The sequence below is a fragment of the Bradyrhizobium ottawaense genome, from assembly GCF_002278135.3.
Classification (GTDB): Bacteria; Pseudomonadota; Alphaproteobacteria; order Rhizobiales; family Xanthobacteraceae; genus Bradyrhizobium; species Bradyrhizobium ottawaense.
Window position 1 is genome coordinate 5608584 of record NZ_CP029425.2, and the last position, 24767, is coordinate 5633350.

21 protein-coding genes and 1 pseudogene are annotated in these 24767 nt (G+C 64.8%); 7 read left to right on the forward strand and 15 right to left on the reverse strand.

The genetic code is table 11. From position 1 onward, the window contains the following. Positions 1 to 17: 17 nt before the first annotated feature. Positions 18 to 767, reverse strand: coding sequence for a hypothetical protein (locus tag CIT37_RS26745; RefSeq protein WP_028142430.1), 750 nt, complete (start codon positions 765 to 767; stop codon positions 18 to 20). A gap of 293 nt (positions 768 to 1060) precedes the next feature. On the opposite strand from CIT37_RS26745, the gene CIT37_RS26750 reads away from it, so the two are divergent. From CIT37_RS26750 to CIT37_RS26760, 3 genes are all read left to right on the forward strand, one after another. Further along, positions 1061 to 2092, forward strand: coding sequence for an ABC transporter substrate-binding protein (locus tag CIT37_RS26750; protein ID WP_095426503.1), 1032 nt, complete (start codon positions 1061 to 1063; stop codon positions 2090 to 2092). After that, entirely contained in the window at positions 2089 to 4782 is a 2694-nt protein-coding gene (locus tag CIT37_RS26755; protein WP_038947904.1) for a hybrid sensor histidine kinase/response regulator, read from the forward strand. The genes CIT37_RS26750 and CIT37_RS26755 overlap by 4 nt, the downstream gene beginning before the upstream one ends. Positions 4783 to 5026: 244 nt before the next feature. Beyond that, a complete protein-coding gene (locus tag CIT37_RS26760) occupies positions 5027 to 5962 on the forward strand; it encodes a c-type cytochrome (protein WP_244439126.1) in 936 nt (311 codons plus the stop codon). A 264-nt stretch (positions 5963 to 6226) separates the two neighbouring features. Here CIT37_RS26760 and CIT37_RS26765 read toward each other — a convergent pair whose 3' ends face one another. Continuing rightward, positions 6227 to 6703, reverse strand: a complete 477-nt coding sequence (locus tag CIT37_RS26765) for a hypothetical protein (protein WP_028142426.1) — start codon at positions 6701 to 6703, stop codon at positions 6227 to 6229. Positions 6704 to 7163: 460 nt separating this feature from the next. Continuing rightward, positions 7164 to 8075 carry a LysR family transcriptional regulator gene (locus CIT37_RS26770; RefSeq protein WP_161966480.1) on the reverse strand — a complete coding sequence of 304 codons (912 nt, stop codon included), beginning with the start codon at positions 8073 to 8075 and terminating at the stop codon, positions 7164 to 7166. A 128-nt stretch (positions 8076 to 8203) separates the two neighbouring features. Between CIT37_RS26770 and CIT37_RS26775 the strand changes: the two genes are divergently transcribed. Beyond that, the gene (locus CIT37_RS26775) at positions 8204 to 9142 is read left to right on the forward strand and encodes a ring-cleaving dioxygenase (protein ID WP_095426593.1); all 939 of its coding nucleotides are present in this window, start codon (positions 8204 to 8206) and stop codon (positions 9140 to 9142) included. Next, on the forward strand, positions 9139 to 9765 hold the full coding sequence (locus CIT37_RS26780) for an alpha/beta hydrolase (protein WP_028142424.1): 627 nt from the start codon (positions 9139 to 9141) through the stop codon (positions 9763 to 9765). The genes CIT37_RS26775 and CIT37_RS26780 overlap by 4 nt, the downstream gene beginning before the upstream one ends. Positions 9766 to 9967: 202 nt before the next feature. Here the strand turns inward: CIT37_RS26780 and CIT37_RS26785 are convergent. After that, a pseudogene (locus tag CIT37_RS26785) lies at positions 9968 to 10558 on the reverse strand (LysR substrate-binding domain-containing protein); the annotation flags it as partial. A gap of 11 nt (positions 10559 to 10569) precedes the next feature. Between CIT37_RS26785 and CIT37_RS26790 the strand changes: the two are divergent. Continuing rightward, positions 10570 to 11445, forward strand: a complete 876-nt coding sequence (locus CIT37_RS26790) for an aldo/keto reductase family oxidoreductase (protein ID WP_095426502.1) — start codon at positions 10570 to 10572, stop codon at positions 11443 to 11445. Positions 11446 to 11616: 171 nt separating this feature from the next. Here the strand turns inward: CIT37_RS26790 and CIT37_RS26795 are convergent, their stop codons facing one another. The 8 genes from CIT37_RS26795 to CIT37_RS26830 form a co-directional block, all read right to left on the reverse strand. After that, positions 11617 to 12822 carry a calcium-binding protein gene (locus tag CIT37_RS26795; protein ID WP_028142422.1) on the reverse strand — a complete coding sequence of 402 codons (1206 nt, stop codon included), beginning with the start codon at positions 12820 to 12822 and terminating at the stop codon, positions 11617 to 11619. A gap of 256 nt (positions 12823 to 13078) precedes the next feature. Beyond that, positions 13079 to 13252: a hypothetical protein gene (locus CIT37_RS26800; protein ID WP_154694138.1), complete on the reverse strand. Its 174-nt coding sequence runs from the start codon at positions 13250 to 13252 to the stop codon at positions 13079 to 13081. 130 nt (positions 13253 to 13382) lie between these two features. Further along, positions 13383 to 14879, reverse strand: coding sequence for an ABC transporter substrate-binding protein (locus CIT37_RS26805; protein WP_095426501.1), 1497 nt, complete (start codon positions 14877 to 14879; stop codon positions 13383 to 13385). A gap of 54 nt (positions 14880 to 14933) precedes the next feature. Next, on the reverse strand, positions 14934 to 15938 hold the full coding sequence (locus tag CIT37_RS26810) for an ABC transporter ATP-binding protein (RefSeq protein ID WP_038947896.1): 1005 nt from the start codon (positions 15936 to 15938) through the stop codon (positions 14934 to 14936). Beyond that, positions 15935 to 16948 (reverse strand): ABC transporter ATP-binding protein, encoded by a 1014-nt coding sequence (locus CIT37_RS26815; protein ID WP_028142419.1) that lies wholly within the window; start codon positions 16946 to 16948, stop codon positions 15935 to 15937. The genes CIT37_RS26810 and CIT37_RS26815 overlap by 4 nt, the downstream gene beginning before the upstream one ends. 2 nt (positions 16949 to 16950) lie before the next feature. Then, positions 16951 to 17844, reverse strand: a complete 894-nt coding sequence (locus tag CIT37_RS26820; RefSeq protein ID WP_038947895.1) for an ABC transporter permease — start codon at positions 17842 to 17844, stop codon at positions 16951 to 16953. After that, positions 17841 to 18791, reverse strand: coding sequence for an ABC transporter permease (locus tag CIT37_RS26825; RefSeq protein WP_028142417.1), 951 nt, complete (start codon positions 18789 to 18791; stop codon positions 17841 to 17843). The genes CIT37_RS26820 and CIT37_RS26825 overlap by 4 nt, the downstream gene beginning before the upstream one ends. A gap of 114 nt (positions 18792 to 18905) precedes the next feature. Next, the gene (locus tag CIT37_RS26830; RefSeq protein WP_161966554.1) at positions 18906 to 20327 is read right to left on the reverse strand and encodes an amidase; all 1422 of its coding nucleotides are present in this window, start codon (positions 20325 to 20327) and stop codon (positions 18906 to 18908) included. Between the two features lie 123 nt (positions 20328 to 20450). Between CIT37_RS26830 and CIT37_RS26835 the strand changes: the two genes are divergently transcribed. Continuing rightward, positions 20451 to 21338 (forward strand): LysR family transcriptional regulator, encoded by an 888-nt coding sequence (locus tag CIT37_RS26835; RefSeq protein WP_028142415.1) that lies wholly within the window; start codon positions 20451 to 20453, stop codon positions 21336 to 21338. A gap of 7 nt (positions 21339 to 21345) precedes the next feature. On the opposite strand, the gene CIT37_RS26840 is transcribed toward CIT37_RS26835, so the two are convergent. The 3 genes from CIT37_RS26840 to CIT37_RS26850 are packed head-to-tail and all read right to left on the reverse strand — an operon-like array spanning position 21346 to position 24747. Then, positions 21346 to 22281 carry a carbohydrate kinase family protein gene (locus tag CIT37_RS26840; RefSeq protein WP_038947893.1) on the reverse strand — a complete coding sequence of 312 codons (936 nt, stop codon included), beginning with the start codon at positions 22279 to 22281 and terminating at the stop codon, positions 21346 to 21348. 5 nt (positions 22282 to 22286) lie between these two features. Continuing rightward, positions 22287 to 23933: an FGGY-family carbohydrate kinase gene (locus CIT37_RS26845; RefSeq protein ID WP_095426499.1), complete on the reverse strand. Its 1647-nt coding sequence runs from the start codon at positions 23931 to 23933 to the stop codon at positions 22287 to 22289. Positions 23934 to 23973: 40 nt separating this feature from the next. Next, positions 23974 to 24747 (reverse strand): SDR family NAD(P)-dependent oxidoreductase, encoded by a 774-nt coding sequence (locus tag CIT37_RS26850; RefSeq protein ID WP_095426498.1) that lies wholly within the window; start codon positions 24745 to 24747, stop codon positions 23974 to 23976. Positions 24748 to 24767 lie beyond the last annotated feature (20 nt).

The following is a 24767-nucleotide window of genomic DNA, read 5'->3' on the forward strand; positions in this document are numbered from 1 at the left end:
GTCGTGCGATCCCGACATCAGAACTGGCCGGGCGGCAGCTTGAAGATGTCGGGGCTCTTGGCGTCGGCCACGTAGAACAGCAGCAGGCTGGTCGGGGTCAGCACACGCTGGTTGTTCTCCTTGTTCTCGAACGTGCCCTGGAGGAGCAGGATCACCGAGCGATCCCTGGCGTCGCTGCCGCGGAACATCACGATGCCGCCGGCGACGGGCATGTTGACCGCGATGGAGTCGGGCTTGAAGCCTTCACCCATGAAATGGGCGCGCAGGATGTTGGCGTTGGAGAACAGCTTCTCCGGCGTGATCGCTGCGTCAGTCGCCTTCGACCAGACCGCGCCGACCTGAATCAGCGACTTCGACTTGTAGCCGAACACGTAGGAGAGCTCGGCGGTGCCGCCGTTCGGCAGCAACTCCGGAACGGACAGCAGAATGCTGTGCGTCAGCTCGGACGCGTTGTCCTGTGACTTGATGGCGTCGGGCTTGGCGTTGAAATCCTTCGTCATCGCCGCGCGCACATCGGCCTCGTTCATGCCGAACTTGGCGGAGCGGAAACCGTCAATCGCCTTGATCTTGTCGTCCGCGGCCGGTGTCTCGGCCGAATTCGCCCCGGCGGCGACGGGCGTGCCGGCTGCAGCGGGAGCGCCGGCCGCAGCCGCTCTGGGTGCCGGCGCAGCCTTCTGCTTCGGTACGGCGCCCTGGGCCGCGAGCGGTCCGGCAGCAATGACGGTGAGCAGGCCGACGACGGCCGGAATGAGATAGATTTTGCGCATCGAGAACCTTCGAAACAACTTGAAACAACGCTTCAAAAATCGGCAGCTGCGAAATCGCCTTCCGCGAACCGTCGTCGCAAACGAGACGGAAAATGTTGCAACGCGAAGGCGTTACAAGGCGTCACGAAGGAGACAACGCTCGAAACAGCGACTCTTTGGCAGCGTAGGAATACGGTATCGGGCTGCCAAACGCTGCGAATGAGCATTCATAAGCGCATTTTTTCATCAATTGTGGATGCCGGCCGTTCGCGCTAAGCATCCGCTCCGGGGCAAGCCACCATGCGAAGAGTTTCATGACCGAACGGCCTTCCGCTCTCGCGGTCGATCGCCGCGGGTTCATTCGCCTTGCGGGCGCAACCGCCGCGGGATGGGTTGCGCTCGGCGCAACGTCGGATCGCATGCGGATCGTCGGATCGCTGACCGCATTGCCGCTCGACGACGAGCTGACCCGGCGGAGCCTGATCGACAGCACGACCTCCCGCCTCGGTGGCCTCGTCGCCGGCTTGAGGCAGCGCGGCTGGGTCGAAGGCGTCAACTTCCGCCTCGAGCTCCGTTCGACCTTCGGCGCACCGGACCGGCTGAAGGCCGCGATTCAGGAATTGCTGGAGCTGAAGCCGGACGTGATCCTGACGGGGTCGACGGTCGAAACCGTGGCGGTCCTTGCCGCCACCAGGACCATCCCGATCGTCTTCGCGACCGCCAACGATCCCGTCGGCAATGGCTTCGTCGAAAGCCTTGCGCATCCCGGCGGCAACGTCACCGGCTTCACCAACAGCACCGCCGAGATGGGCGGCAAATGGCTGCAGCTGATCCGCGAGGCCGTGCCCGATCTTGCGCGCGTCGGTATCCTGTTCAACCCTTCGACCACCCCTCGCGGCGGGCGCTTCTTCCTCGACTCGATCGAGCAAGAGGCCGCCGAGTCCGGAGTGTCCGCAATCCCCGCCCCCGTCGACGCGCCGGCGGACATCGACGAAGCCGTCAGGCGCTTCTCCGAGCCGCCGAAGGCGGCGATGATTGCGCTGGTCGACAGCTTCCTGGTCGTCAACCGGAAGGCGGTCGTGGCGGCGGCCGCCAAGTATCGCGTGCCCACGATCTATCCGTTTCATTACTTCATGGACGCCGGCGGGTTGATGAGCTACGGGCCGACGCTGGAAGTGCGCTCGGCCGACTATGTCGATCTCATCCTGCGCGGCACCAAGGCCGGCGACCTGCCGGTGCAATCGCCGCGCAAATACGAGCTCTTGATCAACCGCACCGTCGCCCGCACGCTGGGATTGACCATACCATTCACGCTGCTCGCGCGCGCCGACGAGATCCGCGAGTGAACGAAACGGTCGACCAGGGACATTTGCGAACGCCTCCCGGCCGGCTGTTCCGCAAATATCTCTACTCGATCGTCGCCCTCGCCTTTGCCGCGCTCGCCATCAACACGGGCTTCGACGTCTGGTTCTCCTATCGCGAGCAGAAGCAGCTTCTGGCGGCGACCCAGCGCGAGCAGGCGGCGTCCGCTGCGATTCAGATCGGCCAATTCATCGGCCAGATCGAAAACCAGATCAGATGGCTCTCGCGCCTGCCGCCGGAGCTGTCGACCAACGAAGACGAACGCCTGAACGCCATCCGTCTCCTGCGCCTCTCCCCGGCGATCGCGGAAATCGCCGAGCTCGACTCGCACGGGCTTGAACAGATGCGTGTGTCCCGCCGTGTGGCAGACCGAATCGGCAGTAAAGCCGACCTCTCCGCCTCGCCCGCCTTTCGCGGAGCCAATGAAAGCCGGGCCTATTACGGGCCGGTCTACTTCTTCGGCGATACCGAACCCTTCATGACGCTCGCCACGCGGGGGATTGGCCGCAATCCCAATGTGATCGTCGCCGAGGTCAATTTGCGTTTCATTTGGGACCTCGTCGCCGGGATCAGGGTCGGCAACACCGGCAAGGCCTACGTGGTGGACCGCACGGGTATCTTGATCGCGCATCCCGATTTGTGGCGAGCCCTGCAACGCAGCGATCTCTCCGGCCATGCCGACGTCCGCGCCGCGCTCGACGGCGTGGGGCCGCCCTCCGGCGGCCTGATCAAGGAGGATCTGTCCGGCCAGCGCGTGCTGTCGACCTATGCGACGGTCCCCTCGCTCGGCTTGCTGGTGTTCGTCGAGCTGCCGCTCAGCGAGGCCTATGCGCCGATCTATGCGTCGATTGGCCGTTCGACCTTTCTCCTCGTCGTCCTGCTGGCCGGTGCGGTGCTGGTCTCTCTCTTTCTCAGCCGGCGCATGACGGGGCCGATCCAGCTGCTGACGCAGGGCGCACGGCGGATCGGGAGCGGCGATCTCGGCCTGCGGCTCGCGATCAAGACCGGCGACGAGCTGGAAGCGCTCGGCGACCAGTTCAACCGGATGGCCGCGCAACTGCGCTATTCCTACGCGACGCTGGAGCGCAAGGTGATCGAGCGCACCTCGGAGCTGGAGAAAGCGCGCGATCAGGCCCTTGCCGAGCACGATGCCGCCGAGCGCGCGCGCAGCGCGGCGGTGGCGGCCAATGAGACCAAATCGCGCTTCCTTGCCGTCGTCAGCCACGAGCTGCGCACGCCGCTGAACGGCGTCATGGGCGTGCTGCAGCTGCTCGACGACGGCAAACTCGGCGAGGCGCAGCGGCGCCACCTCACGACCGCGGCGGCATCGGGGGAGACGCTGATCGCGCTGGTCGATGCCATCCTGGAATATGCGCGCCTGGAGGCCAGCGCCGAAGCCCTGGAGCCGCGTAATTTCCACCTCGACCAGCTGATCGAAACGGCCGCCGACCTGATGCGGCCCCAGGCCTTCGGCAAGGGAGTGACCTTCGACCTTGCCTGCGATGCCTCGGTCAGGACCTCGGTGCACGGCGATCCTGTCAGGCTCAATCGAATCCTGCTCAATTTAATCGGCAACGCCATCAAGTTCACGCCATCAGGCGCGATCGCCGTCAACGCAGCCGCCGAGCGCCATGATGGTCATGTCCTGCTGCGCGTGACCGTTCGCGACACCGGCATCGGCATCGCCCCCGACATGCATGAGCGGATTTTTGAGGATTTCGTGCAGGCGGACGACAGCATCGCGCGGCGGTTCGGCGGCACCGGCCTCGGACTCGCGATCGCGCGGCGTCTCAGCCGTTTGATGCGCGGCGAGCTGACGGTGGAGAGCACGCCGGGCGCGGGTAGCACGTTCACACTCGAAGTGCCGCTCGATCCGGCCGTCAGCGGCATTGCCCAAGGTGCACTTCCGCCACCGTCGCGGCGCCTCCGCGTGCTGCTGGTCGACGACGACCCCATCAATTGCGAGGTCGGCGAAGCAATGCTGAATCGGCTCGGCCATCATGCCACGATCGCCAGAAACGGCGCCTCGGCCGTCGCACTCGCCCGCGATCACGCGTTCGACGTCATCCTGATGGACCTGCACATGCCCGACATGGACGGCGTCGAGGCGGCGTCGCGGATCGGCAAGCTCGGTCTGCCGAAAATGCCGCGCATCATCGCCGTCACCGCGGACGTGTCCTCCAGCGCACGCGAGCGGCTCGCCGACGCAGGCATTGTCCAGATCGTCAGCAAGCCGATCCTGATCAACGCGTTGCGCGAGGCGATCGAGGACGATCCGGAGGTCGCGCCGGCAGCCGTGCAACTCGCCGCGGGCGCCTTGATCGACCGGCACTATCTCGACGACCAGAAGGAGCTGCTCGGCGCCGCGCAAATCACAAAGCTCCACCACTTGCTGGAGGAGACCAGCGAAAAGCTGATCGACGACATCACCAAGGCTGCCGCGACCGGCGACCATAAACAGCTCGCCCGACACGCACATCAACTCGGCAGCGCCGCCGGCGCGCTCGGCCTCGTCCGCCTGTTCGAGCGCTGCCGCGAGATCGAGCTGGCGTCGCCTGCGATGTCGGCGCCTGAGTGCCAGAGTGCCGCGCGTGAGCTCGCTGCGCTGCGAGCAGCCTCGATGAGCGCGCTCGACGATCTGCTCCGGCCCGCCGAGCAGCGGTCGGTCAGCTAGATTTGCTCAGATCGAGCTCTTAGCGTTTTGCCCCCGAGCAGTCCAAGGCGGCTGAAATCGCACATTGACGTCTGAGAGTCCCCGGCGTTGAATGGAGTTTTCGACGTGGCGGAGGAGCTGCGGCGTCCCGTCGCCCGACAAGCGGTCGGTTAGCCGCTCCTGATCTTCGCCTTCGGGAAGTACAGTTTGGCTTCACCGACGCGCTGGGAGGTCGAGAGCCATGAGATTTCCAACTGCTCTATGCGTGGTCTCGTTGGCATTGCTCTCCGCGGCCGGGGCGCGAGCGCAAATCCAGGAGGGCCCGCCATCATGGGCCTACCCGGTCAACCCGCCCAATTTTCAACGCACGCCAGACGATGGCACGATCAGGCACGTTCCTGACAGCGCCGCCGGTTTTACGCTCACGCAAGTGCGCGATCTGTTCGCCGCGCCCGATTGGCATCCGGACGATCATCCACCAATGCCAGACATCGTGGCGAGGGGGAGAAAGCCGGAGGTGTTCGCGTGCGGCGTCTGCCACCGGGCAGACGGACCGGGCGGTCCTGAGAATGCCAGCCTATTTGGCCTCTCCGCGGAATACATCATTCAGCAAACGGCGGAGTTCAAGACGGGCCTGCGCACGAACTCGGTGCCTCGCGTCGCCACCGACCTGATGATCAAGTTGTCCAAAGCGGTGACCGATCAGGAACTCGCAGAGGCCGCAGCCTACTTCGCCTCCATCAAGCCCAGATCGAATATTGTCGTCGTAGAGGCCGAGGCGGTGCCAAAAACACAGGTGAGAGACCTGTTCCTGGCTCCGCTGGACGGCGCCGAGAAAGAGCCCATCGGCCAGCGCATCATCGAGATCCCGGAAAACGTTGAACACTTTGTCAGCCGAGACTCGCGCGCTCGTTTCATCGCCTACGTCCCGGTGGGCAGCGTCCAGAAAGGACGGACGCTGGCAACGAACAGCGATCCGCGCGTCCAGTGCGGGACCTGTCACGGTGCTGACCTCAGCGGGACTGCCATCGCGCCGGGGCTTGCGTCCCGTTCGCCCACCTACATGTTCCGGCAGCTCTATGACTTCAAATCGGGTGCGCGGAAGGGGGCCAATAGCGAACTCATGAAACCGGTTGTCGAGAATCTCGGCGTCGACGACATGATCGCGCTGGTCGCCTTTTCAGCGTCGCTCAAGCAATAACATTCTTCGGGGCTGTGCAGAGTGGGCCAGCCGGCGCGCTTCCTGCGCTCATGAGGGTCCGATTCTGGCCCAAAGCCACCCTAAGCGTTCGCTCCATGTCTGCGCGCGGACTTATTCCGGTTAACCGGCCAAGAAGGAGGTCAATCTCAACGACTCCGGTCGGTTCTTCAGCAGGTCGCCCGGCCGGCAATGTGCCGCCGGCCGAGCCAACACGCCACCCAAGGGATCAACTTCCTTCGTGTGGGACCTGTGACCATTGCGCTGTCACGAACCGGACGTTTTAACGACGAGCTTTATGTTCAGCAGGTTGACGCCCTTGAATGGGTTCGGCGCGCTTTCGATTGTTCCCGTGCCCGTGGCGTTCGCATAGGCACCTGTGCCCGACAGGATGGTGTATTCGCCCGTCGATTTGCCGTCTTTGGCCGAACCGGTGTAGCGCGCGGTAATCGAGCCTTCCTCGAATGTGTACGTGCTGTAGCCGAAGAAGGGGCCCGACCCTTTGAGCAGGTCCGAAGTATTGACGAACTCTTTCACTCCGATACGGCCATCGTTGAAGACGGCGACCCCAAAGAATTTGCCAGACACAACCGTCTGTCCCTCGACGTTTGCGGCCTCTATGACCTTGAGGTCGATCGGCTTCGTAACCAGCTTGAACTCAAGCACCCGCTCACCGGCTACGGCTGTTGACGCCGCGACGGCCAATGCCACGCCAGAAAGGAAAAGGGTGAGAGACTTCCGCATAGCTTCCTCCTGCGCTTGTTGAAATCAAGTCGAGAAGTGTGAGCTACTCATCGTGCCCGGCTCTTCGCGGTGGCACGGAAGAGAGCCCTCGGAACGCCCCGACAGCGGTTGAACTCTTTCTGTCCTGAGGCGCGAAGTCGGGACGCTAATATGAGTCCCAAGGCGCGGGAAGAAAGTTCAACTTTCCGGTGCGGTATAATCGTATCAAGCCACTGCGCGGACTCTCAGCAAAGGCACAACCATCATGGCCTTTGCTGGTAGCCGGACTTCATCCAGTCGTTCGCGGGAGAGCAATTCCGAGGAATCACTGTCAGCAACGTTGACAATAGAAGAACCCTTGCCGCTCACCCTTTCAAAGGAAATCCCCCGACTGTCCGCCGTGTAGCTCGCCTTCTTGACTCATCGCGAGAGATCGCTGCGAGCCGTTGCCCGGGCAGAGTCATGGCTTCCCGACCCAGCCTCAGCCCCCCTGCGCGCCGACTTCTTCATCGCGGCCAAACCGCTCAACGAGAAAGTCGATGAAGAGCCTGACCTTCACCGACAGGTGCCGCGTCGGCGGATAGACCGCATAGAGCGCGAGCGGCGGCGCAAAATAGTCTTCCAGGACTGCGCGCAGCTTGCCTGTCCGCAACGCGTCGGCAGCGATGAACTCCGGCAGCAGCGCGAGCCCCCTGCCCTTGATCGCGACGTCGCGCAGCACCTCGGCATTGTTCACGCACAGCGACCAGGCCGGCTGGATCCAGTGATCGCCGTCGGCGCTTGTTAGCTTCCACTGATTGCCGGTGAGCAGGTAGCCGTAGGTCAGCGAGGCGTGCTCGCGCAGATCCTGCGGGTGCTTTGGCGTGCCGTGACGTGCGAGATAGTCCGGCGAAGCGCAGATCATGCGCGCCACCGGCATGATTTTTCGCGCGATCAAGCTCGACGATTCCAGTTCCGCGATCCGCAAGGTCACGTCAAAACCGTCCTGGACGGGATCGAGCAGGTCGTCACTGAGCACGATCTGGAGCTGGAGCTCGCCATAGCGCGCCATGAAATCGGCGAGCACGGGCCCGAGCCGCATCGTGCCGAACGACATCGGCGCGTTGACGCGCAACAATCCGCGCGGCGCCGACTGCGCCTGCGTCACCGCCTGGTCGGCCGCCTCGACCTCCGAGAGGATGACGAGCGCGCGTTCGAAATAGCGCTGGCCGTTCTCGGTCGGGCTGGCATGCCGTGTGGTCCGGTTCAACAGCTGGACGCCGAGGCTCTCCTCGAGGTCGGCGATGTACTTGCTGATCGCCGAGCGCGACAGCCGCAGCTGCCGGCCAGCTTCCGCAAAGCTGCCGCTTTCCACCACCTTCACGAAGGCCCGGAGACTGCCGAGCTTATCCAAGGGCTGCTTCCGCCGATTGTTTCCAAATCATAGACATGGCCGTCATATTTGCATGGATTGTCTCCAATCCAAAGCGGAACGATATTTCCGGCCAGAGCAAGACGCTCCCCGAACTCTGGAGGACGACAATGTCTGGACTGCACCATGTCACCGCGATTGCCGGCGACCCCATCAGGAATTTCGGCTTCTACACGCGGGATCTCGGCCTGCGCTTCGTCAAGAAGACGGTCAATTTCGATGATCCCGGCACCTATCACTTCTATTATGGCGACGAGACCGGCCGCCCCGGCACCATCCTGACCTTCTTTCCGTGGGCGGGCGTTCCGGCCGGGCGCCGCGGCGTCGGCGAAACTCATCAGACCGCCTTCCGCGTGCCGCAGCGCTCGCTCGGCTACTGGACCCAGCGTTTCACCGAGAAGGGCATTGCCTACGAGGCGCTGGAGAAGCGCTTCGGCGAATCCGTGCTGCCGTTCACCGATCCCGATGGCATGGCGCTGGCGCTGGTCGCCATTCCCGGCGCCGAGAGCGAGCCCGGCTGGAGCAACGGCGACGTGCCGGCCGAGCACGCGATCCGCGGTTTCCATGGCGTGACCTTGCTGCTCGACAGCGCGGCGAAGACGGCCGCTGTCCTCACCGACGTGTTCGGCTTCAAGGAGACCGGCCGTGAAGGCTCGGTGATCCGCTTCAAGGCGCCCGACGATGTCGTGGGCAGCGTTGTCGACATCTACGAGGCCAAGGGCTTTTTGCGCGGCCATCAGGGCGGCGGCTCGGTGCATCACATCGCGTTCCGCGCGGCTGACGATGCCGAGCAGGGCAAGATGGCGCAAAGGCTCGTGAGCAATCACGGCCTGCATCCGACCGAGCAGAGGGACCGCAACTACTTCCGCTCGATCTACTTCCGCGAGCCCGGCGGCGTGCTGTTCGAGATCGCGACCGACATCCCCGGCTTCACCGTCGACGAACCCGTCGCGACGCTGGGACGTGACCTCAAGCTGCCTGTTTTCCTCGAAGCGCAGCGCAAGCAGATCGAGGGTGTTCTGCTGAATCTGGAAGAGACCGTGTCATGACCGAGACTGAATTCATCCATCGTTTCGAGCCCGCGGCCAGCGCGGGCTCTCCTCCGCTCCTCCTGTTGCACGGCACCGGCGGCGACGAGAACGACCTGCTCGGGCTCGGCAAGATGATCTCGCCGGGGTCCGCCCTGCTCTCGCCGCGCGGCCGCGTGCTCGAGCACGGCATGCCGCGCTTCTTCCGCCGTCTCGCCGAAGGTGTATTCGACGAGGACGACGTCCGCCGCCGCGCGAACGAGCTCGGCGAGTTCGTCAACGCGGCGCGGCAGCGCTACGGCATCGCCGCGCCGGTCGCCGTCGGCTTCTCCAATGGCGCCAACATCGCAGCCGCGCTGTTGCTGCTGAAGCCGGAGGTGCTTGCAGGCGCGATCCTGCTGCGCGCGATGGTGCCGCTGTCGGATCCGCCCAAGGCCGAGCTTGGTGGCAAGCCAGTCCTGCTGCTGTCCGGACAGGCTGATCCGATCGTGCCGGCCAGCAATTCGGCCAAGCTTGCGGCTCTGCTCTCGCAAGCAGGCGCGAGCGTGACCCACAGGGTCCTGCCGGCGGGCCATCAATTGTCGCAAGCCGATTTGACGCTCGCCCGCGACTGGATCGGCAACGTCGACGCCAAGGCAGCATGACCTGGCAGGCAGCGCATCGTTTCCAAACGGTGCGCCGCCGCCTTCACTCGAACCGCCCATCGTAGGTCGCACCCATACGGCCTTGATCGCGCCGAAGGGATGCTCGACTGTCTCACGTCGCGTCCGCATGGCGTCTGGAGTGGAATCCAGCCGCCTCTGAACTCTCAACAAGTGAGCATTTCGCTACTGGCAAACGCATTGCCTACGCGGTGGGCGTCGCGCCATGCGCTGAGTGCGATGGTACACCCCTTACGAAGTCTATGAATGCGCGCAACGGCGCCGGCACGAGACGTCGACCAGGATAGTAGAGAAAGGGCCCCGAAAAGCTCTGCCACCAGGGTTCGAGGACCGGCTCGAGCTGACCACTGGCGAGATGGGGACGAAGCCAGTCCTCGAAGAGGGTGACAATGCCGGTACCGGCGATGGCGGCGGCAACGGCGAGATCTGTCGCCGCCCCGACGCTGACCAGCAGCGGTCCTTTGGGTTCGACGCGAACGATTTCGCCCTCCCGTTCAAACTCCCACGGAGCCACCATCGCGCCGGACGAAAGACGACTGCCAAGGCAAGCGTGGTTGACGAGCTCGCGAGGATGATTGGGCCGGCCGTAGCGATCCAGGTAGCTTGGAGAGGCAGCGGTTGCAAAGCGCTGAACGCGAGGACCGATTGGAATCGCCATCATGTCCTGCTCCAGACGCTCGTCGTATCGGATGCCAGCATCACAACCAGCGGCCAGAACGTCGATAAAGCTATTCTCCGCAATCACTTCCAGCCGGATGTCAGGATAAGCGGCGAGGGAGATGACCTATGCCCAACACCGACCAAACTGCCAGCTTTGACCTCGGAGACCGCCGCGTGAAGCGGCTTGGCTACGGTGCCATGCAGCTTGCTGGCCCGCACGTGTTCGGTCCGCCCAGAGATCGCGCCGCCGCATTGGCTGTGCTGCGAGCGGCCATCGCGTCCGGCGTGAACCATATCGACACAGCCGACTTCTACGGCCCGCATGTCACAAACCAGTTGATCCGTGAGGCGCTGCACCCCTACCCCAAGGATCTCGTCATCGACACCAAAATCGGGGCTCGGCGTGGCGCGGACGCCTCATGGAATCCGGCCTTCTCGCGCGAAGAGCTCACCCAGGCGGTCCACGACAATCTGAAAAATCTCGGGGTCGACGCACTCGATGTCGTCAACTTTCGCGTCATGATCGACCGGCATGGCCCGGCCGAGGGCTCGATCGAAGCGCCGCTGAACGTCTTGGCCGATCTCCAACGTCAGGGCCTGATAAGGCATATTGGGCTGAGCAACGTGACCGCCACGCAGGTCGCGGAAGGACGCAAGATTTGCAAGATCGTCTGCGTGCAGAACCAATACAATCTGGCCCACAGGTCTGACGACTCCTTGATCGACGACCTTGCCCGGGACGGCACTGCCTACGTGCCGTTCTTTCCGCTCGGCGGGTTCACCCCCCTGCAATCGTCCACTCTAACCGATGTCGCTGCTCGCCTCGGTGCAACGCCTATGCAGGTCGCGCTTGCTTGGCTACTTCGTCGCTCACCTAACATCCTCCTTATCCCCGGCACTTCGTCCGTCGCGCATCTGCGCGAGAATCTCGCCGCGGCCGAACTCGATTTGCCGGATGATGCGATCGATGAGCTGAATGGCCTTGCCGGGAGCCCCGGTTGAGACGGTTTCCGGGCGCAGCATGGTGACAGTCCTGCCTCGTGCCAAACTGGGGCCGACCGTATGAAACTGGAAACGCAAGCGGGAAGTGGTCCTGCTGCTGGGCGGAACGGTGCCACCCGCGTCTCCCCCCGCTGTGGGCGGGGGGAGGTCGTTGCTCCCAGCGCAGCTCGCTCAGATGAGGAAGTCGGTCTGGTGCAGGCTCGCCGCCTGCACGCCGTCGAGCGTGATGGTATCGCTCGCCGACAGATGAATCACGGCGTCGCCGGCGGCATTGTCGCTGATCAGGCTCGACAGCGCCGCCCAATCCGCGAACCCGTAATCGTGCACATTGATCAAATCATGTTCGGTCACGGTGCTGCCGACCGCCTTGTTGCCCTGGTCGAAATCAGTGATCAGGTCATTGCCGGAGCCGGCGTTGAAGACGAAGGTGTCGCTGTTTCCTCCGCCCGAAAGCTGGTCATCGCCGGTGCCGCCGTTGAGGATATCCCTGCCGCCGGTGATCGAGCCCGGCGTCGCGGGGGCATAGACCTTCGCATCACCATACAGGAAATCATTGGTTGTCCCGCCCATGAGAATATCGTTACCGCCATGGGCATTGCCGGACATGGTCGGCGCATCACCGTAGAGCGAAGGGTGCGTAAGGTGGAGGGTGTCGGGGCTATCGGCCTTGAGCGTGAGAATGTCATCGCCCCCCTCGGCATTGTCGGTCAGCGAGGTCGCGGAATCTCCGTAGCCAAATCCACCGGTCCAGACGATGTCGGTGCCGAAGGTGAAGGTGATATTGTCGTTGCCGCCATGCGCATCACCGCTGATGGCGCCGATGGCGTCGCCGCTGGCTACCGCTGAGCCCTCCCTGGTGATCACGCTGATGTCGAGCGTGTCATTGCCGCCCTTCGCCGTGCCGCTCATGGAACCACCGGCATCGCCAGCATACACATTGTCGTAGTCTCGCCAACCCACCGCGCCGGTGATGGTGTCACTGCCGCCGTGCGAATTGCCCGACATGTCGCCGGCGACGTCGCCGAAAGCATGCACGTTGGTGTACATCGAGTCGGCCAGGACATTGATGGTGTCGTTGCCGCCGCGGGCGTCGTCAGTCATCGCCTGGGCATCGCCGGCCACGAGGGCTTCGTTCCAGCCGTAGTTGAAGTTGACCGTGAGCGAGTCGTTGCCGCCGTGGGACTGGCCATGCAGCGTCGTGCTGTCGTCGCCAAAGATCGTGACGTCTGCTTCGGGCTGGCTGATGGTCGCCGTCACGGTGTCGTTGCCACCCCAGGCGTCCGCGGTGGTCGGGAAGTTCGGATCGCCGTAGATGGTTTCGATTTGACCAAACTGGTCCAGCGTGACGTCGTAGGTATCGTTCGGCAGATGCTGCATGGCGTAACTCCCATTTCATTGTCGGAAACGGGCCTGACGCGTGCAGAATTTTCTTGCAAGACGCGTTGTTGACCACGCTTCACCGGCAGCGAATCTACCTTTGGTAGATGGCAGAGATTTGCAGGAATTCGGGAGAGAGTTTGATTGGGCGCATGGAACCGCGCTGACACCGCGAGGAACCTCGCCGCAGGTTGCGCATCCGTGAAACTCTGATGACCTGCAAAAGCGCGCTGGCGCACGCGAGCATGTCCGCCTGCTACGGCACCAGGCGGAACTTGCCTCCGTCCACCGTGATCAGGAAGGCGGAGCGCTCGTCGTACCCGTTGTGGTCGGTCGGACTCGTCGTCGACAGGCGTTGTCGAGATCGTGGTTTGCCCGACGGGTCAATGTCCAGCGCATTGCGCCAACCATCGAAGCTCGCAACACGCAAGCTATTGAAATCCCCGGCTGTTGTGCACCGGGTTGTTTTTCGGGCTCTTGTTTTGGACGTGCAAACGATTGGCCTCTCCCAATGGGGAGAGGCCAGATTGAAACGACAGGCTCGACTCGATCGAGCGCTCCTACTCCCAAGACCACGTCGAGAAATCGTTCTCGTATTGCGGGACGTCCTTCCAGACGCCCTTCAACTTCTTGTTGGTGATGGTGATGAGCTGCGGCTGGTACAGGTAGGCGGAGACGGCGTCGGTCGCGAGCATACGCTGGGCGTCGCCGAGCAGTTTTGCGCGGGCGGCCTCGTCCGGCGTCGATACGATCTGCTTGTAGAGTGCGTTGAACGCCTCGTTGTTGTAGCCGAGATAGTAGTCCGCCTCGGTGATCTTGACGAGATCGAACGGCTCGACATGGCTGATGATGGTGAGGTCGAAATTGTGCGGACCGTTGCCGGCGAACACCTGCGACAGCCATTGCGCCCATTCGACGTTCTCGATCTTGGCGACGATGCCGACCTTGGCGAGCTGGGCCGCGGCGATCTCGCCGCCCTGCCGCGCATAGGACGGCGGCGGCAGCTTGAGCGACACTTCGAGCGGCGTGGTGACGCCGGCTTCAGTGAGCAGCTTCTTGGCCTTCTCGGGGTCGTAGGGATTGATGCCGGTGGTGTCGACATAGCCGAGCGCCCCCGGCACATAGAAGCTGCCTATCGGCGTGCCGAAACCGTCGACGGCGCCGTCGATCATGGCCTTGCGGTCGATCGCGGCGAGGATGGCGCGGCGGACGCGGACGTCATCCAGCGGCTTCTTGCGGTGGTTGATCGCGACGATGGTCTTGGCCCTGGAGCCGCCGACCAATACCGTGAAGCGCGGATCGGCCTTGAACTGGGCAATGGTGCGCTGGGCCGAGACGCGCGGGAACGCATCGACGTCGCCCGAAAGCAGCGCCGCGGTCTGCGCGGCCGGATCGGAGATGAAGCGGATCGTCACCTTGGAGAGCTTGACCGCGGCGGCGTTGCGGTAGTCTGCCCATTTGGTCAAGGTGATCGAGGAGCCCTTGGCCCAGGCACCGAGCTGATAGGGCCCGGTGCCGACCGGCTGCGTGACGTTGGAGGCAGCGCTCTTCGGCTCGACGATCGAGCCGCCCGCCTGACCCAGCAGGAACGGCAGGTTCGGCTCGCCGTATTTCAAGGTGATCACGACCGTGTCGGCATCGGGCGCCTCGACCTTCTCGAAGGCCTGGTAGAGGCTCTTGTCCTTGTTGGTGCTGTTCGGCGCGGCGTTGCGCTCGAACGAGAACTTCACCGCGGCAGAATCGAATACCTCGCCGTTGTGGAATTTGACGCCCTTGCGCAGCTTGAACGTATAGGTCTTCAGGTCGGGCGAGGCTGTCCAGTTCTCCGCCAGCAAGGGCGAAACGGAGCCGTCCTCGTTGATCTTGGTCAGGGTCTCATAGATGTTGTAGAGCGTGACCTCGGCGATCGCGGCAGCGGCCGCATTGGTCGGATCGAGCCCCGGCGGCTCCAGCGCCATCGCCATGACGACGCTGTCCTTCTTGCTCTGCGCAAGCACCGGCAAAGGCGTTGCGACCAACGCGGCGGCAAATGCAACGATCGACAATTTCCTGAACATGCGTAACTCCCCGGCCAGTTCTGTTCTAAGCCTACGCCAATCCTGCTCCGGACACTAACCTTCCATGGCCGCCTGCGGCAACGCCATCACAGCCTCGGCCTTGTGGCAGGCGGCAAGGTGCCCCTCGCCCACCTTGCGTAACTCAGGCATGGCCTCGCGGCAATGCTGGTCAGCGAGCGGACAGCGCGCGACATAGGGGCATCCGGTCGCGGCCGCCGATTGCGAGGCGATCGCCTGGCCACCGCGCCGCCGCCGGCCGCCGCCGGCGCGCGCCCGCGGCACCGCCTCCAGCAGCGCCCGCGTATAGGGATGGGCGCAATGCTCGAACAGGTCTTCGGGCCGGCCCTGCTCGACGATCCGGCCGAGATACATCACCGCGACCTCGTCGCAAAGATAGTCGACGACGGCGAGGTCATGGCTGATCAGGATGTAGCTCAGGCCAAACTGCTCCTGCAGATCCTGCATCAGGTTCAGCACCTGCGCCTGCACGGAGACGTCGAGCGCGGAGACCGGCTCGTCGGCGACGATGAGCTTCGGCTGGGTGATCAGCGCACGTGCAATGGCGATGCGCTGGCGCTGGCCGCCGGAGAACTCGTGCGGATATTTCTCCATGTCGGCATCGCGCAAGCCGACCTGGCGCAGCACTGCGGCGACGCGCGCGCGAAAGGTGGTACGGTCGGCGTCTTCCAGCACGGTGAGCGGCTCGGCGACGATGCGGGCGACGGTCTGGCGCGGATCGAGCGATCCGTAGGGGTCCTGGAACACCATCTGGAAATCGCGCCGGGCGCGACGCAGTTCGTCGGCCGAGATGCGATTGAGATCACGGCCGAGCAGCGCGACCTGGCCCGACGTCGGCCGCTCCAGCGCCATCACCAGCCGCGCGAAGGTCGACTTGCCCGAGCCCGACTCGCCGACGACGCCGATGCTCTTGCCGGCGGCGACCTGCACGCTCACGCCATTGAGCGCGCGCACCTGCCCCGGCGGACGGAACAGGCTTTCCCTCGGCAGGGCGTAGCGCTGTTCGAGATCCTTCACGTCGAGAAGAGGCGCAGCGGTCATGCGGTCACCGCTCCAACGTTCTCAGCCATTGAGACATCCGTCCTGATGCAACGCACGAAGTGCCCGGGTCCGACGTCGACCATCCGCGGAAGCGCGGCGCGGCATTGATCGATCACGAACGGACATCGGTCGGAGAACGTGCACCCCGCCGCCAGATCTGCGAGCTCCGGCACGGTGCCCGATATCGTCTTCAGCCGCGTCCCCTTGCGCGCGCCGAGCTTCGGCCGGGCGCGAAACAGGCCCTGCGTATAGGGATGCCCCATCCGGCGAAACACCTCGTCGGTCGGCCCGCTCTCGACGACGGTGCCGCCATACATCACCATCATGCGCTGCACGTTCTCGGCGATGACGCCGAGATCGTGCGAGATCAGGATCATCGACATGCCGCGCTCCTCGACGAGATCGGCGATGAGGTCGAGGATCTGGCCCTGGATGGTGACGTCGAGCGCAGTGGTCGGCTCGTCCGCGATCAACAGATCCGGCTCGCAGGCGAGCGCCATGGCGATGGTGATGCGTTGGCGCTGGCCGCCAGAAAACTGATGCGGATAGGCATCGACGCGCCGCGCGGGATCGGGCAGCCCGACGCGGTCGAGCAAGGCGATCGCCTCCTTGCGCGCCTGCGCCGCCGAGTGCTTCTTGTGACGTCGCAGCGGCTCGGCGACCTGATGCCCGATCGTGTGCATCGGATTGAGCGCAGTCATCGGCTCCTGGAAGATCATACTGATGCGGTTGCCGCGCAGACGGCAATAATCCGCATCCGGCAATCGCGCGAGCTCGTTGCCGTCGAGCTTGATGCTGCCCGAGACCACGGCGCTATCGGGCAGCAGCCCCATCAGGGACATCGCCGTGACCGATTTGCCGCAGCCGGACTCGCCGACCAGCCCCAGTGTCTCGCCGCGCTTCAGGGCAAAGCTGACGCCGCGCACGGCCTGCGCCGGCCCGCGGCTGGTATTGAGGCGGACGCCAAGATTTTCAACCTCGATCAGCGGCATGACGCGTTGCTCGCCCATCGTCATCGCTCCCGTGCCAGTCTGGGATCGAGCAGGTCGCGCAATCCGTCACCGAGAAGATTGAGGCCGAGCACCGCGATCGCGATCGCAGCGCCCGGATAGACCGCGAGCATCGGCGACTGGAACAGCAGCGTCTGCGCATCGTTCAGCATCCGTCCCCAGGACGGCTGCGGCGGCTGCGTGCCGAGGCCGAGATAGGACAAAGCGGCTTCGGCGAGGATCGCGAGCGCGAACTGGATGGTGACCTGCACGATCAGGATCGACAGAATATTCGGCAGCACGTGCTCGATGGTGATGCGGAAGGCACCCTTGCCTGCCGCGCGCGCGGCCAGCACGAATTCGCGCGCCCAGATCGCGTTGGCGGAGCCGCGCGTCAGCCGGGTCAGCGTCGGGATCTGGAAAATGCCGATCGCGACGATCGAGGTGACCATCCCCGGCCCCACCACCGCGGCGAGCATGATCGCGGAGAGCACCGCCGGAAAGGCGAAGGTGAAGTCGGAGAAGCGCATGATGATCTCTTCGGTCCAGCCGCGCCGGGCCGAGGCGATCAGGCCCAGCGTGACGCCGAAACTTAGACCGATGCTGACGGCGATGACGCCGACCATGATGGTGGAGCGGGCGCCGGCGAGCAGCAGCGAGACGATGTCGCGGCCGAAGGAATCGGTGCCGAGCCAGTGCGCCGCCGAGGGCGGCCGCAGCTTCGAGGCGATGTCGATCTCGTAGGGCGACCACGGCGTCCACACCAGCGAGAGCAGCGCCGAGGCAAGCACCAGCAGGCTCAGCGAACTACCGAGCACGAAACTGCGATGGCGCAGCGCGCGGCCCCAGAAGGTCCTGGCCGGCAGGCGGCGTGTTGCGACCGGCGCGTCAATCGGAGTGGTCAGGGGGGTGCTCACAGGTCGTGGACCTTGATGCGGGGATCGATGAAGGCATAGAGCACGTCGACCACGAAATTGACGATGACGACCATGGTCGCCAGCAGCATCACGCAATTGCGCACCACGATCAGGTCGCGGTTGGCGATCGACTGGAAGATCAGCCGGCCGAGGCCCGGCAGATAGAACACGTTCTCGATCACGATAGTGCCGGCGAGCAGATTGGCGAATTGCAACCCCATGACCGTCATGACGGGGATCATCGCATTGCGCAGCACGTGGCTCCAAAGCACCTCGCGCTTGCCGAGCCCCTTCGCGCGGGCGGTGCGGACGAAGTCCTCGCGCAGCACTTCGAGGACGGCCGAGCGCGTGACACGCGCGAGGATCGCAGCCTGCACCACCGCGAGCGAGATCGCCGGCAGCAGCAGCGACTTGACGCCGAGCCAGATGCCTTCCTCCCAGCCGGAGAATCCCCCCGCCGAGAGCCATTGCAGCCGTACCGAGAACAGGAGAACCAGCAGGATCGCGAACCAGAAATTCGGCAACGCGATGCCGACCTGCGTCAGCGACATCACGCCGACGTCGCCGAGCTTGTTGTGGTTGGCGGCGGTGTAGATGCCGGCCGAGAGCGCCAGCGTCACCGTGATCGTCATCGCCATGATCGCGAGCGGAACGGTCAGCACCAGCCGCTCCGCGATCAGGCTGGCGACCGACGTGCCGTAGACATAGGAGTTGCCGAGATCGCCGACGAGGAGGCCCTTGATCCATTGCAGATAGCGAACCGCCAGCGGCTGGTCGAGCCCGAGCTTGACGGTGAGCGCACGCACTGCGTCTGGCGAGGCATCGGCGCCCATCAGCATCTGCGCGGCATTGCCGGGGAGCGCATCGAGCACCAGGAAAATGATCAGGGATGCGCCGACCAGCGTCGCCAGCAAGGTCAACAGACGTCGGAGGACAAATACGCTCATGCGCGCTCGGCTTCAGGGCTCAGCTGCGGCACGATCAACATGTCCGGGCGGCTGAGGCAAGCCTTTTGCACACAAGTCCTTTGCACCCGAGCCCTTTGCTGCATGCCCCTCTCCTCAAGCCGGCCAGCGGGACAGGAGGTCGTGCGAGGCTTCGAACAGTGCGCTGACACGCAGCAATTCCGCATCGGCACGGAAGCGGCCGACGAGCTGAAGCCCGATCGGCAGGCCGTCGCGGCCGAAGCCAGAGGGCAGGCTGACGGCGGGATGGCCGGTCATGTTGAACGGCATGGTCCAGGGGAACCAATGCGGCCGGACGCTGTCGAAATGCGCTCCGTCGATTTCGATGGTGCCGAACAGATCCTGCTTGATCGGCAGCGCGGTGCGCGTGAGCGTCGGCATCGCCAGGAAGTGTCCGCGCGCAAGCAGCGATTGCACGCGCCGAAACAGCGCGGTGCGCGCGAACATCGCCTCCTGATAGTCGACGCCGCTGACTTCGGTCGCAAGCGCGAGCTGCTTGAGGAAGGCCTCGCTCAGCTCGTCCTTGTGCTCGGCTGCGAGTTTTGCAAAGCGCGTGCGCCAGACCGTGTGGTTGATGGCGCGCCAGATCGGCTCGATGTCGAAACCGTCGCCGGAAAATTCCTCGAGCTCGGCGCCGAGCCCCGCCAGCCGGTCGAGGCTCGCCTTGAAGCTGGCTGCGACCTCGGCGGACACCGGACGGCCCGGCGGCGTCAGGCAGTACAGGATCCGCTGCCCGCGCAAATCGCCGCGCGGGGCGGCCGTGCCGATGAAATCGGGCACGGGAACGCCGATCGACCAGGGGTCGCAGGCATCGTCGCCTACCATCGCCTGCATCATCAACGCGGTGTCGGCGACGGTCCGCGTGGTCGGCGTGACATAGGTCTGGTTGCCGAACACATCCAGCGCCTGGCTGTGCGGGATCACACCGTTGCTCTGCTTCAAGCCGACCACGCCATTGCAGGCGGCGGGAATTCGCGTCGAGCCGCCGCCGTCGGTCGCGATCGCGAGCGGCGCGATGCCGCTGGCCACCGCCACCGCCGCGCCGCCGCTGGAGCCGCCGGAGGAACGGCACGCGTCCCAGGCATTGCGGGTGCGACCGAACAAAGGCGAATCCGTCAGGCACTTGCTGCCGAATTCCGGCGTCGTGGTCTTGCCGATCAGAATCGCGCCTTCGCTGCGCAGCCGCGCCACCGCGACGGCATCCTCGGTCGGCACATTGTCCTTGTAGGGAACGGCGCCAAAGGTGGTCTTGACGCCCTTGGTGTTGACGATGTCCTTGACGGTGACGGGGATGCCGTGGAGCAGGCCGAGCGGCTCGCCGGCCATTATTTTGCGCTCGGCGACGCGCGCCTGCGCCATCGCCTCGTCGCCACACAGCGTGATGAAACAGTTCAGCTCGGGCTGGAGCGCCTCGGCGCGCGCGAGCACGGCACTGATGATGTCGACGGGGGAAATCCGCTTTTCGGCGATGAGGCCGCGCAGTTCGGTTGCGGACAGCAGACAGGGATCGCCGTTCATCGTCACATCACGCTCCGAAGCGGGCCGTCGTTGGCCCAAAGCATTGACAGCGAGAATGACAGTTTTGTTAACTCGCCGTCCAATACGATTTTGGTCGCCAACCCATACGTTTTCGGTATGCCAATGGATCTACGCCGCCTCCGCTATTTCGTCGCTGTCGCCGAGACACGCAGCGTCGGCAAGGCCGCCGAGCGGCTACGGATGGCTCAGCCTCCGCTGTCCGTCCAGATCCGCAAGCTCGAGGCCGAGATCGGCGCGCCGCTGTTCCGCCGCGGCACCCGCGGCATGGACCTGACCGAGGCCGGCCAGGCGCTGCTGGCGCGTGCGAGCGAAGCTCTGGCGCTGGCCGTCGACGGCGCCGAAGCCGCGCGCGCGGTCGCCGCCGGCAAGCGCGGGCGGCTCTCGGTCGGCTACATGTTCGTCCTGGCGAATGCGATGCTGCCGCGGCTCATCCCTGAGCTGCGCCGCTCGGTTCCGGGCGTCGATCTCGACTTTGCCGAGCTCAGTGCATCGACGCGCGAGGCCAGACTGCTCGACCGCAGCGTCACGGTTGCGCTGTGCATGCCGGCCATCAACCATCCTGAGATCCAGGTGGCTCGGATCGGTGCGCAGCCATTTATGCTGGCAGTGCCGATCCGCTCGCCGCTCGCACGTCTCGGCGCCGTGCCGATGGCGCGGTTGCAGGGCCGTCCGCTGATCGCGTTGCCGCCTCCGGAGCAAGATCCCGCCTCCTCGGCGGTCGCGGCCCTGCTGCGCCGACATCAGATCGTGATGCCGATCGCGAGCCGGGTGGAGACGGTGCATTCGGCGATGAGCCTGGTGCTCGCCGGCGAAGGTCTTGCGATCGTGCCGGCCTGCGCCCAGCTCGGCGCGCCACGCGGCATCGTGTTCAGGCCGCTGCGCGATGCGGCCGATTCCATTGACATCGCGGTGTGCTGGCGGAGGGACTCCCAGAGCCCGCTGATCTCCAGGTTCATAAAATGCGCCGAGAAGGCCGTTGCGCGGATGTGAGGCGGCGCTACCAGCTCCAATTGATCTCACGGCTCCAGGGCGGATCGGCGCCCGGGCGGGTGCAGGTCAGGCCGGCGCAATTGGCGGCAAAGGACAGCGCCCGGCGGAGCTCGTCGACATTGATGTCTTTCAGTGCTTTCCGGGCAATGCGCTTCTGCTTGTGCAGGGCAAAGAGCAGCGCCGCCTGAAAACTGTCGCCCGCGCCGATCGTGTCGGCGACCTCGACCTTGGGCGCGGCGACCTCGATCTGCCCTGCCCCCGCGTGCCACGCGATCGCGCCGTTGTTGCCGCGGGTGATGACGACGAGGCTCGTGCCCTGCCCGAGCAGCGCATTCGCCCGCTGCTCGTAAGGCTCGTCGCCGAAGAGATAGGCGAAGTCGACGTCGGACATCTTGATGAGATCGGCGTGGCCAGCGAACTCGGCCATGCGCGCCATGTAAGCCGGCTTGTCCTTGACCAGATTGGGCCGGCAATTCGGATCGAAGGAGACCGTCGATGACGCCCGCGCGTCCGCGATCAGGGCTGTCGTCTCCGCCGCGCCCTGGTCGTTGACGAGCGTGGTCGAGCCGACATGAACGGCTTCCACATTCGCGAACGGAATCGTCCCGCGCTGGTAGGTCCAGTTCCGCGTCGCGGTTCCCGCGTCGTAAAAGGCGTAGTGCGTCTCGCCCGCGACGATGCGGACGAAAGCCAGCGTGGTCTGGTGATCACTGCGGGTGGCGAGATTGAGGTCGACGTTGGAGGCCGCCGCATGATCTGCGATCATCCGCCCGAACATATCGGTCGAGATGCCGCCGACGAATCCGGTGGGTGCGCCCAGCCGGGCCATGCCGATGGCAACGTTGAGACAGGAGCCGCCGACGGCCGGCATCACTGCCTCGCGTCCTTGCGCATTTCGCGTCGGCACGAAATCGATCAGCGCGTCACCGCAGGCAATCAGCATGTTCGTCAACCTCTCGCGATGTCGGCCATCGCCGCGCGGCTGCCGCGATCGACGTCGCGCAGGAGCTTATAGACCTCCCGTTTGCGGGTGTGAAACGCGGCCATGTCGGGCGCGGTCGGCTCGCTCTTCCGTCCCAGCGCCGACATCTTTGCCATGGTCTCGCCGATCGAGGCATAGGCGCCGCCGGCCACCGCCCCCAGCATCGCAGCCCCCAGCAGCACCGGCTCCCTGGTCTGAGGCAGCGCGACGGTGAGGCCTGTCGTATCCGCCATGATCTGCCGCACCAGCGGGCTGCGGCTCGCACCGCCCCCCATGATCATGATGCTGGAGCGAACGCCATGCGCGGCAAAAGCCTCGATCACCTCGGCGAGCCCATAAGCAAGCCCGCACAGGCCGGCGACGAACAGCCGCTCCATCGCGGCGATGTCGGTGTCGAGATCGAGGCCCGCGATCACCGCGCGCGTATCAGGGTCGGCATAGGGCGAGCGGTTGCCGATGAATTCGGGGAGAACATGGATGTCGCGGGCGAGCAGCGCGGCACGGCTGGCGCTGCCTGCGCGCGCGATGATGCGGCGCTCGAGGAAGTCGATGAGGTCGAGGCCCTCGCTGCGCGCCGCCGCGCTCGCCTCGGTGTGGCCCGGATGCGACTTGAGCAGATGGTCGATCGCCGCCCCCGCGGCCGACTGGCCGCCCTCGTTGAGCCAGAAATCAGGAACCATGCCGGAATAATAAGGCCCCCACACGCCGGGAACGAAGCACGGCTCCGTCGTCGTCGCCATGATGCAGGCCGACGTTCCCATGATGTAGGCAAGCCGGTCACTGACATCGCTCGCCCCGCCCGATCCGTCGCGGCCGCCGATCGCGCCAATGCCGCCGGCATGGGCATCGATCAGCGAAGCGCCGACCGGTATGCCCGGCGACAGGCCGAGCTCGGCAGCAGCTATACGGGTGAGCCCCGCACCGAGCCGCGTGCCGGGGGCGACGATCTCGGTGCCGATGCGGGCGTATTTCTCGTTGACGAAATCAGACAGGCCGATGCGCTTGAAGAATTGCGCGCTCCAGCCGCCGCGATCATGGGCGAGATAGTTCCATTTGCAGGTGACGGTGCAGGTCGAGCGCTGGAGCGAGCCGGTCGCGCGCCAGGTCAGATAATCCGCGAGATCGAAGAAGTGGCCCGCGGCGTCGAAGCTCGCGCGCAGATGCCGCTTCAGCCATAGCAGCTTCGGCATCTCCATCTCTGGCGAGATCGAGCCACCGACATAGCGCAGCACGGCGTCCTCGGTCTCGTTGATCAGCCGCGCCTCGGCGATGGCGCGATGATCCATCCAGACGATGACATTGCGTTGCTTGTCGCCGGATGCGCTGACCGTGAGCGGCTCGCCCTGCCTGTCGAGGACAACCAGCGAACAGGTCGCGTCAAAGCCGATGCCGCCGACGCTGTCGGGCGCGATGGCGGCTTCCGCCATCGCGGCCCGCACCGATGTCGCGCAGGCGTCCCAGATGTCCTGGGACGATTGCTCGACGATATCGCCGGCCTCGTGCCAGATCCGGATCGGATGCCGGGCGGTGGCCAAAAGCGTGCCGGCCTCGTCAAACACTCCGGCACGCGTGCTCGTGGTCCCCACGTCGACGCCGATATACGCTCGCGGCATTGTCGCTCCCGGTCGCTTTCCGTCAGCTTTGACGGTGAGCCTACCAGCAAGTATAGCCGCCATCCACCAGCACGATGCTGCCGGTCATCAGGCTCGCGGCCTCCGACGAGAGGAACAGCACGACCGAGGCGATCTCCTCGACCTGCCCCATCCGCGCCATCGGGGTTCCGCCGATCCAGGCGTCGTACATTTTGGCGTTACTCTTCACGAAAGCGTTGAGCGGCGTCTCGATATAGGTCGGCGCCACCGCATTGACGCGGATGCCGCGCGCGCCCCATTCGGCGGCCAGCGATTTGGTCAAATGATGCACCCCCGCCTTGGAGGCATTGTAGAAGCACTGCTCCTGCGGCTTGTTGACGATGAAGCCGGACATCGAGCCGACATTGACGATGGCGCCGCTTTTCGCCTTCAGCATGTGCTTGCCGAACTCGCGGCAGCACCAGAAGGTGCCGTTGAGATTGACGTCGATGACGTTGAGCCAGTGCTCGTCGGTCACGGTCTCCGCCGGGGTTTCGCTGCGGGCGATGCCGGCATTGTTGACGAGGATGTCGACCTTGCCATGGCGGGCGACAAGGTCGTTCGCGACCTCCGCCACGCGCTTGGTGTCGGTCACGTCCATGATCGCGGTCTCCACGTCAAAGCCCTTCGCCTTCAGGCTGGCCTTGGCGCTGTCGGCGACCTTGCTGTCGCGGTCGCCGATGATGACCCTGGCGCCGGCTTCGGCCAGCGCTTCCGCGCAACCAAGGCCGATGCCCTGCCCGCCGCCGGTGATGAACGCGGTCTTGCCGTTCAGCTTGAATTTTTCCAGGTACATGGTGATCTTTCCGTTTCTTG